The sequence below is a fragment of the Leisingera sp. F5 genome, from assembly GCF_001593695.1.
In genome coordinates this window covers 1-7,525 of sequence record NZ_LUKH01000082.1, presented here as the reverse complement: position 1 = coordinate 7,525, position 7,525 = coordinate 1, and the positions used below count along the sequence as shown (strand labels likewise).

The window sequence follows — 7,525 nt, the reverse complement described above, 5'->3', positions numbered from 1 at the left end:
ATGTGCAGAATGTGCAGCCGCATGCGCTGAAGGACGCGCGCGCCTATGTGACCTGGGAGCAGGATGGGGCGGCCCACCGGGCAGACTGCGACTTCATCGTTGGGGCCGACGGTTTTCACGGGGTCAGCCGCAAATCGATTCCGGCGGAGGTGCTGAAAGAATACGAGAAGGTCTATCCTTTCGGCTGGCTTGGGGTTCTGTCGGAAACACCGCCAGTGGCACAGGAGCTGATCTATGCCCGTCATGAACGGGGATTTGCCCTATGTTCGCTGCGCAGCCGGGTGCTGAGCCGTTATTACATCCAGGTGCCGCTGACAGACCGGGCAGAGGATTGGAGCGACGCAGCCTTTTGGACGGAGCTGAAGCGCCGGCTGCCGGAACAAGTGGCGGGGCAGTTGGAAACCGGCCCGTCGATTGAGAAATCCATTGCACCATTGCGCAGTTTCGTGGCGGAGCCGATGCGGTATGGCAATCTGTTCCTGGCGGGCGACGCGGCCCATATCGTGCCGCCGACCGGCGCCAAGGGGCTGAATTCGGCGGCCTCGGACATTTACTATCTCTACCATGGCTTCCTGGGCCACTATCTGCAGGGCGACAGCACCGCGTTGGACCGCTACTCCGAACAAGCATTGGCGCGGGTCTGGAAAGCGGAGCGGTTCAGCTGGTGGATGACCAATCTGCTGCATCGTTTCCCGCAAGGAACCGAGACCGATCTGCGCTTGCAACGGGCGGATCTGGATTACCTGTTCTCCTCGGAGGCGGCGCAGGCCTCTCTGGCAGAAAATTATGTCGGGTTGCCATATTAGGGGGGCCCGCTTGCAACAAGCCATCCCGGCCGGAACGGCGGCGCCTGGGAGCCGTCCCGATGAAGGCTCAAACCTGGCCCTGCGGTCAGAGACACAGACGCCGCTGCAGCGCTTCAGCGGCCCAAGGACCGGCGTCAGCCGGCCGTCAGGGCAGGGGCGGGAGTGCCCCAGGCAACAGTCAGTCTTCGGTTGGCATGGTGCCGGTTTTCAGCCAGATCCAGCAGCGCAGCGCCGAAATCCGCAAAGGAGATCTGCGAAACACCTGCCGCATTCGTCAGCAGCGTATCGGTGCCAAGCTGGTACTGGCCGGTCAGCGGACCCTCTGTCAGCAGCGCGGGCGGGCGCAGGCAGGTCCATTCCACGCCGGTTTCCTGTTCCAGCATGGCGTCTTGCGCCGCGCAGGCTTCGGCAATCAGACGGGAGTCTTCGGGCAGGAAGCCCGGCGCGGTCAGCACCGTATGGCCGCTGCCATCCGCCAGTTTCAGCAAGGCCGCGCCGCCGGTCACCAGGGCAGGAACGCCGGCGTGACGCGCTGCCTGCACTGCGGTGCGGGTCAGCGGAACCAGATCCTCCTCACGGCCGGTCGGTGGACGCAGGGCGCTAATGACCAGATCATGGTCTTTCGCTGCGGTAACCGCGGCCTGCGGGTCCGCCAGCAGATCCCGAGGCAGCGGAGTGACCAAGGGGCTGATTGCGGCAAGAGCCGAAGGGTCGCGCGACACCGCCGTGACGTGGTGGCCGCGCTGTGTTGCGGCCTTAACGGCTGCACTGCCCACATCGCCGGTGGCACCGAAAATGATGATCTTCATTGTATGCTCCATGTTTTATCTTGATGTCGAGATAGCGCGTATAAATCTCGACATCAAGATAAAGTCACAAAAATTGACGGTACGGCATTTGCGCGTCTTGTGCCGTCCTGAAAGATGCGGATCAGAAGTGCCAGCCAATAGCCGGCTTGGCAGGGGGCTGCGGTGCGGCTAGGTCTGAAAGGAACCGGAAACGAACGTCAGGGAGGCCTAGCCCATGCAGATGAGTGACCAGAAGGAGATCGCCGCCGATCCCGCAACCGTCTATGCGGCGCTGCTGACGCCGGAGGTGCTGAAGGCCTGTGTGCCCGGAGCGCAGGAGGTCACCGGCACACCGGAAGAGGGGTTCGAGGCCACCGTCACCCAGAAAGTCGGCCCGGTCAAAGCCACCTTCAAAGGGCAGGTCACTCTGTCGGATCTGGCAGAGAATGAAACGCTGACCATTTCCGGCGAAGGCAAAGGCGGTGCGGCCGGCTTTGCCAAGGGCGGGGCCGTTGTGACTTTGGCGCCGTCGGAATCCGGCACGCTGTTGTCATATGAGGTGGAAGCCAAAGTCGGCGGCAAGCTGGCACAGCTTGGCAGCCGCATCATCGACGGGTTTGCCAAAAAGATGGCGGATCAGTTTTTTGCCAATCTGCAGGCGCATCTGGCACCGCAGGAGGAGGCCGAAGGAGACGGGGAAACCCCGGCTGACGGCGAAGCCCCGGAAGGCAGCGGAAAAAAGGGCTGGTTCAGCAAGGTAACAGGCCGCGGCTGAGCCAGCCGATCAGCTCTGCGCAGGCGCACAGGCGCGTCTGCAAGGCGAGGGCTGGCAGACGCGTCACGCCGCCGTTAGGGTGGCCAGGATTTGACAACATGCCGGAGGCACCATGGCGCCCATCCTGTCCATCCGCGACCTGCGCAAGGTTTATGACGGCGGCTTTGAGGCGCTGAAAGGCGTCTCGCTTGAGATTGAAGAAGGTGAGATTCTGGCTTTGCTTGGCCCCAACGGCGCAGGCAAGACGACTTTGATTTCAACGATTTGCGGCATCACCACCGCGACCTCGGGCAACGTCAGCGTCGGCGGGTTTGATAATGTGGCAGAGTTCCGCGCCGCCCGTGCGCTGATCGGGCTGGTGCCTCAGGAGATCACCCTGGAGCCATTTGCCAAGGTGCATGACACCGTCAGTTTTTCGCGCGGTCTGTTCGGTAAACCTGCCGATCCGGCGCGGATCGAGGAGGTGCTGCGCAAGCTGTCGCTGTGGGAAAAGCGGGACGCCAAGATCATGGAGCTGTCCGGCGGCATGAAGCGCCGGGTGCTGATTGCCAAGGCGCTGGCGCATGATCCGCGTATCCTGTTCCTTGATGAACCCACTGCAGGTGTCGATGTTGAGCTGCGCAAGGACATGTGGGCGATCGTGGCTGAGCTGAAGGCCAGCGGCGTCACCATCATCCTGACCACCCATTACATTGAAGAGGCCGAGGCGATTGCCGACCGGGTTGGCGTCATCACCGGCGGCGAGCTGCTGCTGGTCGAGGCAAAGGAGCAGCTGATGGCCCGGATGGGGCAGAAGCAGCTGGAGGTGCAGCTGACCGCGCCGGTCGGAGCCATTCCTGACGCGCTGGCGCAGCATGAGTTGCAGCTGGTGAATGGCGGCGGGGCGCTGCTGTACACCTATGACACAAGGGCCGAACGGACCGGCATCACCACGCTGTTGAATGACGTCGCGCAGGCCGGGCTGGTGCTGGCGGATGTGCAGACACGGGAATCCAGCCTGGAAGATATCTTTGTCGGGCTTGTTTCGGGGGATGGGGCTTCGGCAGACGACGTTCAGGGGGACGCAGCATGAACTGGACAGCGGTCGCGACCATCTACAAGGCGGAAATGGCGCGGTTCTGGCGCACCTTTCTGCAAAGTTTCATCTCGCCGGTGCTGTCCACATCGCTGTATTTTGTAGTCTTCGGCAGCGCCATCGGCAGCCGGATCCAGGAAGTTGACGGGATCGGCTACGGGGCCTTTATCGTGCCGGGGCTGATCATGCTGTCGGTGATCACCCAGAGCATCTCCAATGCCTCATTCGGGATCTATTTCCCGAAGTTCATCGGCAACATCTACGAAATCCTGTCGGCGCCGATCAATTTCCTTGAGGTGGTCGCGGGGTTTGTCGGGGCCGCAGCCACCAAGTCGCTGTTCATTGGCGTGGTGATCCTGTGCACGGCTTCCTTGTTTGTGGATTTGGACATCCAGCATCCCATAGCCATGGTGGCGTTTCTGGTGCTGACGTGCCTCAGTTTCTCGCTGATGGGGTTTATCATTGGTATCTGGGCGGGGAATTTTGAACAATTGCAGCTGGTACCCCTCTTGGTGGTGACACCGCTGGTGTTCCTCGGCGGCTCTTTCTACTCAATCTCGATGCTGCCGCCGGTTTGGCAGACCATCACCCTATTCAACCCGGTGGTCTACCTGGTCTCGGGTTTCCGCTGGGCGTTCTTCGGTCAGGCGGATGTGCCGGTGCTCTTGAGCCTCTGTGCAATTGGCGGCTTTACCTTGGCCTGCGTGGCAGTGATCTGGTGGATATTCAAAACCGGCTGGCGCATCCGGGCCTGATATGCGGATCTGGACAAGGCCAAGTACTCTCGTCGGCGTCATGCGCCGTGCGGCAGCGCGGCGCCCGGCCCAACGGGAAGGCGGCAGCTGCAAGCTGCTGACCTGACGGGTGGGAGCATTTCCGGGCATTTGACTGGCGCAGGGCAGCGTTGCAATTTTGCCCGCGGCTGTGCGGTTTTTGCATTTCACGCCAATTCCCCGGGCCACGCACCTTGTTTCACCCCGGGCGGCCCTCTACATCGGCGCCATGAGATTTCGCCTGCTTTTCCTGAAAAGACAGCCCCTGGTGGCAGTGGTGCGCCTCAATGGCGCGATCGGCATGCCGGGCCGCGGCTCGCTCAGCGATGCCGCGCTGGCGCCGGTGCTGGAGCGTGCTTTCCGCAAGGGTAAACCTGCCGCGGTAGCGCTGGAGATCAACTCCCCTGGCGGCTCGCCGGTGCAAAGCTCGCTGATCGGTGCCCGCATCCGCCGCCTTGCAGAAGAGCTGAACATTCCGGTCTATGCCTTTGTTGAGGATGTTGCTGCCTCCGGCGGCTACTGGCTGGCGGCCGCCGCAGATGAGATTTGGGCTGATGCCAGCTCGGTGCTGGGTTCGGTCGGGGTGATCTCCGCGGGCTTTGGCGCCCATGTGCTGCTGGCCCGCCAGGGGGTGGAACGCCGGGTCTATACCGCTGGTGAGAGCAAATCCATGCTGGACCCGTTCCGTCCGGAAAATCCCGAGGATGTGCAGCGTCTTAAGGTGATCCTGAACGACATCCATGCCAACTTCATTGATCATGTCACTGACCGCCGCGGGCTGAAACTGAAACCGGGAGAGGACCTGTTCACTGGTGAAATCTGGCTGGCCCGGCGGGCTGAGGAGCTGGGGCTGATAGATGGCATCGGCCATATGAAGCCGAAGATGCAGGAGCGTTTCGGCGAGAAGGTCCGCTTCCGCCGCTACGGGCTCAAGAAACCGCTGCTCAGCCGTTTCGGCATGCAGGTTGCCCAGGATGCACTGGCCGAGATCGAGGAACGCGCCGAATACGCGCGTTTCGGGCTCTGACGTGCTGTTCAAGATCGTTGCGCTCTTTCTGGTGGTGATGGCAGTTCTTGCTATGTTCGGCAAGCTGCGCTTTCCCGGTCAGAAACAGATCAATTCCCGGCGCTGCCCCTCCTGCGGCCGTTTCCGGATCGGCAAGGGTCCCTGTGCCTGCAAAAAAGGAGATCGTGGCAAATGATGCCATGGCTGTATTCGGCTCTGGGGCTGGTGATCCTGCTGCTGGCAGGCGATGCGCTGGTGCGCGGGGCAGTGAACCTCAGCCTGCGGCTGGGGGTGCCTGCGCTGATTGTCAGCCTGACGATCGTGGCCTTTGGCACCTCGGCGCCGGAACTGCTGATTGCCATCAGTGCGGTGCACGAAGGTGCCGATGGGATCGCGCTGGGCAATGTGGTTGGCTCCAACACCGCCAACATCCTGCTGGTGCTTGGCATTCCCGCGCTGATGCGGGCCCTGCACACCAGCGAGTGCAACACCCGCAAAAACTATGTCTTTATGTTGGCAGCTTCGGTGCTGTTCATCGGTCTTGCCTTTTGCGGCACCTTCACCGTCTGGTCCGGCCTGATCCTGCTGGCTGCGCTCTCTGTTGTGCTCGGAATAGCCTTTCGCGAAGCGCGCAATCACCGGCGCAACGGCAAAGGCTGTGCCGCCGATGCAGACCTGGAAGAGATCGAGGAAGCTGATCCGGACATGCCTTACTGGCGCGTCTGCACCTATCTGCTGCTGGGCCTGATTGGCCTGCCCCTGGGGGCTGACCTGCTGGTCGACAACGCTACCATCATTGCCCGCACCTACGGAATCAGCGAAACCGTGATCGGCCTGACCCTGGTGGCGGTCGGAACCTCGCTGCCCGAGTTGGCGACAACCGTGATGGCGGCAATGCGCCGGCAGGCCGACGTGGCGCTGGGCAATGTTATCGGCTCCAACATGTTCAACCTGCTGGCCATCATCGGCATCGCGACATTTATCGGCCCGATCAGTGTGGATCCGGAATTCCTGCAGTTTGATCTTTGGGTGATGCTGGGGGCCTCGCTGCTGCTGGTCCCCTTTGTCTTCTTCAAACAGGACATCACCCGTATCTGGGGCGTTTTTCTTACGGCACTCTATCTGGCTTATATGATCGTCCTGTTCTAATCCTTTCCCTGCAACAGCAGCGGGGAGGCGCAGATGCGGGCATTGGTGACCGGAGCAGGCAGGCGGCTGGGCCGGGCGATGGCGCTGGAGCTGGCCGCGCGCGGGTATCACGTTGCCGTCCATTTTGTGTCCTCGGCGGAGGAGGCCGCGGACACAGCACGGCAGATCCGTGCCCTGGGGCCGTCCGCCGCGGTGCTGCAGGCAGATCTGTTGGATGAAAATCAGACCCAGGCTCTGCTGCCCCGCGCGGCTGAGGCCCTGGGCGGGCCGGTCACTTGCCTGGTCAACAATGCCTCGGTGTTTGAGCGTGACACGCTGTCCAGCGCCACGCGGGACAGCTGGGACCGGCATCTGGACAGCAATCTGCGGGCACCGTTTGTGCTGCTGCAGGCAATGGCCGCGCAGCAGGTACCGCTGGTGCGGGATGTCGGCGGTGAGCCACGTGCCTGGGGACTGGCGGTCAACATGATCGACCAAAGGGTCCGCAAACTGACGCCTGACTTCATGAGCTACACACTGGCTAAGTCAGCACTGTGGACGCTGACGCAGACAGCCGCGCAGGCACTGGCGCCGCAGATCCGGGTCAACGCCATCGGACCAGGGCCAACTTTGCAGGGGCCGCGGCAAAGCCAGGAGCAGTTTGCCCGCCAGCGCGCAGCCACCATCCTGCAGCGGGGCGCGGATGCCGAAGACATCACCGCGGCCCTGTCCTATTTGCTGCAGGCCAAGGCGGTCACGGGGCAGATGATCTGCGCCGATGGCGGCCAGCACCTGGGCTGGCAGACCCCGGACAGTGACGGGCTGGAGTGACGCAAACAGGGGCGAAAACGTCCGTTTCCCCAAAAGTTTTGCACCGGTTCAGGTGCCGTTACGGAAGCGTTACAAAAGTGCCTTTGTTTTCAAAACCTTGACAGGGCTGGTGAAAAAATATCACTAAAAACAGCGCCTTACCAAATCGCCTAATTTTTAAGCATTCGTCCAAAACCACCAAATTATAAGGGAAAAGGCGGGATAGCCCAAAGATATCTCCGTAGTTATCCACAGCTTCGGTGGATTTCCCCGCACTTGATCCGGGCAGGCAAACATTGCAGCCAGCGGCGGGGAATCATATGTCTGGGCACATGACTGACCAGCCCGCTGCCCTCCCCGCGGA

Annotated in this window: 7 protein-coding genes and 1 pseudogene; 7 read left to right on the top strand and 1 reads right to left on the bottom strand. The window is 61.8% G+C overall.

Annotated features, from left to right (window positions below):
* Positions 1-806, top strand: an 806-nt coding sequence (locus tag A2I95_RS23930) for a 4-hydroxybenzoate 3-monooxygenase (RefSeq protein ID WP_291733865.1), incomplete at its 5' end; no start/stop codon positions are given.
* A gap of 134 nt (positions 807-940) precedes the next feature.
* Here A2I95_RS23930 and A2I95_RS23925 read toward each other — a convergent pair.
* Positions 941-1,615, bottom strand: coding sequence for an NAD(P)-dependent oxidoreductase (locus A2I95_RS23925; protein WP_291733863.1), 675 nt, complete (start codon positions 1,613-1,615; stop codon positions 941-943).
* Positions 1,616-1,829: 214 nt separating this feature from the next.
* On the opposite strand from A2I95_RS23925, the gene A2I95_RS23920 reads away from it, so the two are divergent.
* The 6 genes and pseudogenes from A2I95_RS23920 to A2I95_RS23895 form a co-directional block, all read left to right on the top strand.
* Positions 1,830-2,369, top strand: coding sequence for a CoxG family protein (locus tag A2I95_RS23920; protein WP_027256493.1), 540 nt, complete (start codon positions 1,830-1,832; stop codon positions 2,367-2,369).
* A 112-nt stretch (positions 2,370-2,481) separates the two neighbouring features.
* The gene (locus A2I95_RS23915; RefSeq protein WP_291733862.1) at positions 2,482-3,441 is read left to right on the top strand and encodes an ABC transporter ATP-binding protein; all 960 of its coding nucleotides are present in this window, start codon (positions 2,482-2,484) and stop codon (positions 3,439-3,441) included.
* Complete coding sequence (locus A2I95_RS23910) at positions 3,438-4,199, top strand: ABC transporter permease (RefSeq protein WP_027256491.1); 762 nt, start codon at positions 3,438-3,440, stop codon at positions 4,197-4,199. The genes A2I95_RS23915 and A2I95_RS23910 overlap by 4 nt, the downstream gene beginning before the upstream one ends.
* 247 nt (positions 4,200-4,446) lie before the next feature.
* Entirely contained in the window at positions 4,447-5,244 is a 798-nt protein-coding gene (locus A2I95_RS23905; RefSeq protein ID WP_027256490.1) for a S49 family peptidase, read from the top strand.
* A 171-nt stretch (positions 5,245-5,415) separates the two neighbouring features.
* The gene (locus tag A2I95_RS23900; RefSeq protein WP_291733861.1) at positions 5,416-6,372 is read left to right on the top strand and encodes a calcium/sodium antiporter; all 957 of its coding nucleotides are present in this window, start codon (positions 5,416-5,418) and stop codon (positions 6,370-6,372) included.
* 30 nt (positions 6,373-6,402) lie between these two features.
* Positions 6,403-7,182, top strand: a pseudogene (locus A2I95_RS23895) (SDR family oxidoreductase); the annotation flags it as partial.
* Positions 7,183-7,525: the final 343 nt, after the last annotated feature.

Bases quoted from the DNA above. Each gene is read 5' to 3' on its own strand.
- A2I95_RS23925 (WP_291733863.1), bottom strand. From the start codon at position 1,615: ATGAAGATCATCATTTTCGGTGCCACCGGCGATGTGGGCAGTGCAGCC.
- A2I95_RS23920 (WP_027256493.1), top strand. From the start codon at position 1,830: ATGCAGATGAGTGACCAGAAGGAGATCGCCGCCGATCCCGCAACCGTC.
- A2I95_RS23915 (WP_291733862.1), top strand. From the start codon at position 2,482: ATGGCGCCCATCCTGTCCATCCGCGACCTGCGCAAGGTTTATGACGGC.
- A2I95_RS23910 (WP_027256491.1), top strand. From the start codon at position 3,438: ATGAACTGGACAGCGGTCGCGACCATCTACAAGGCGGAAATGGCGCGG.
- A2I95_RS23905 (WP_027256490.1), top strand. From the start codon at position 4,447: ATGAGATTTCGCCTGCTTTTCCTGAAAAGACAGCCCCTGGTGGCAGTG.
- A2I95_RS23900 (WP_291733861.1), top strand. From the start codon at position 5,416: ATGATGCCATGGCTGTATTCGGCTCTGGGGCTGGTGATCCTGCTGCTG.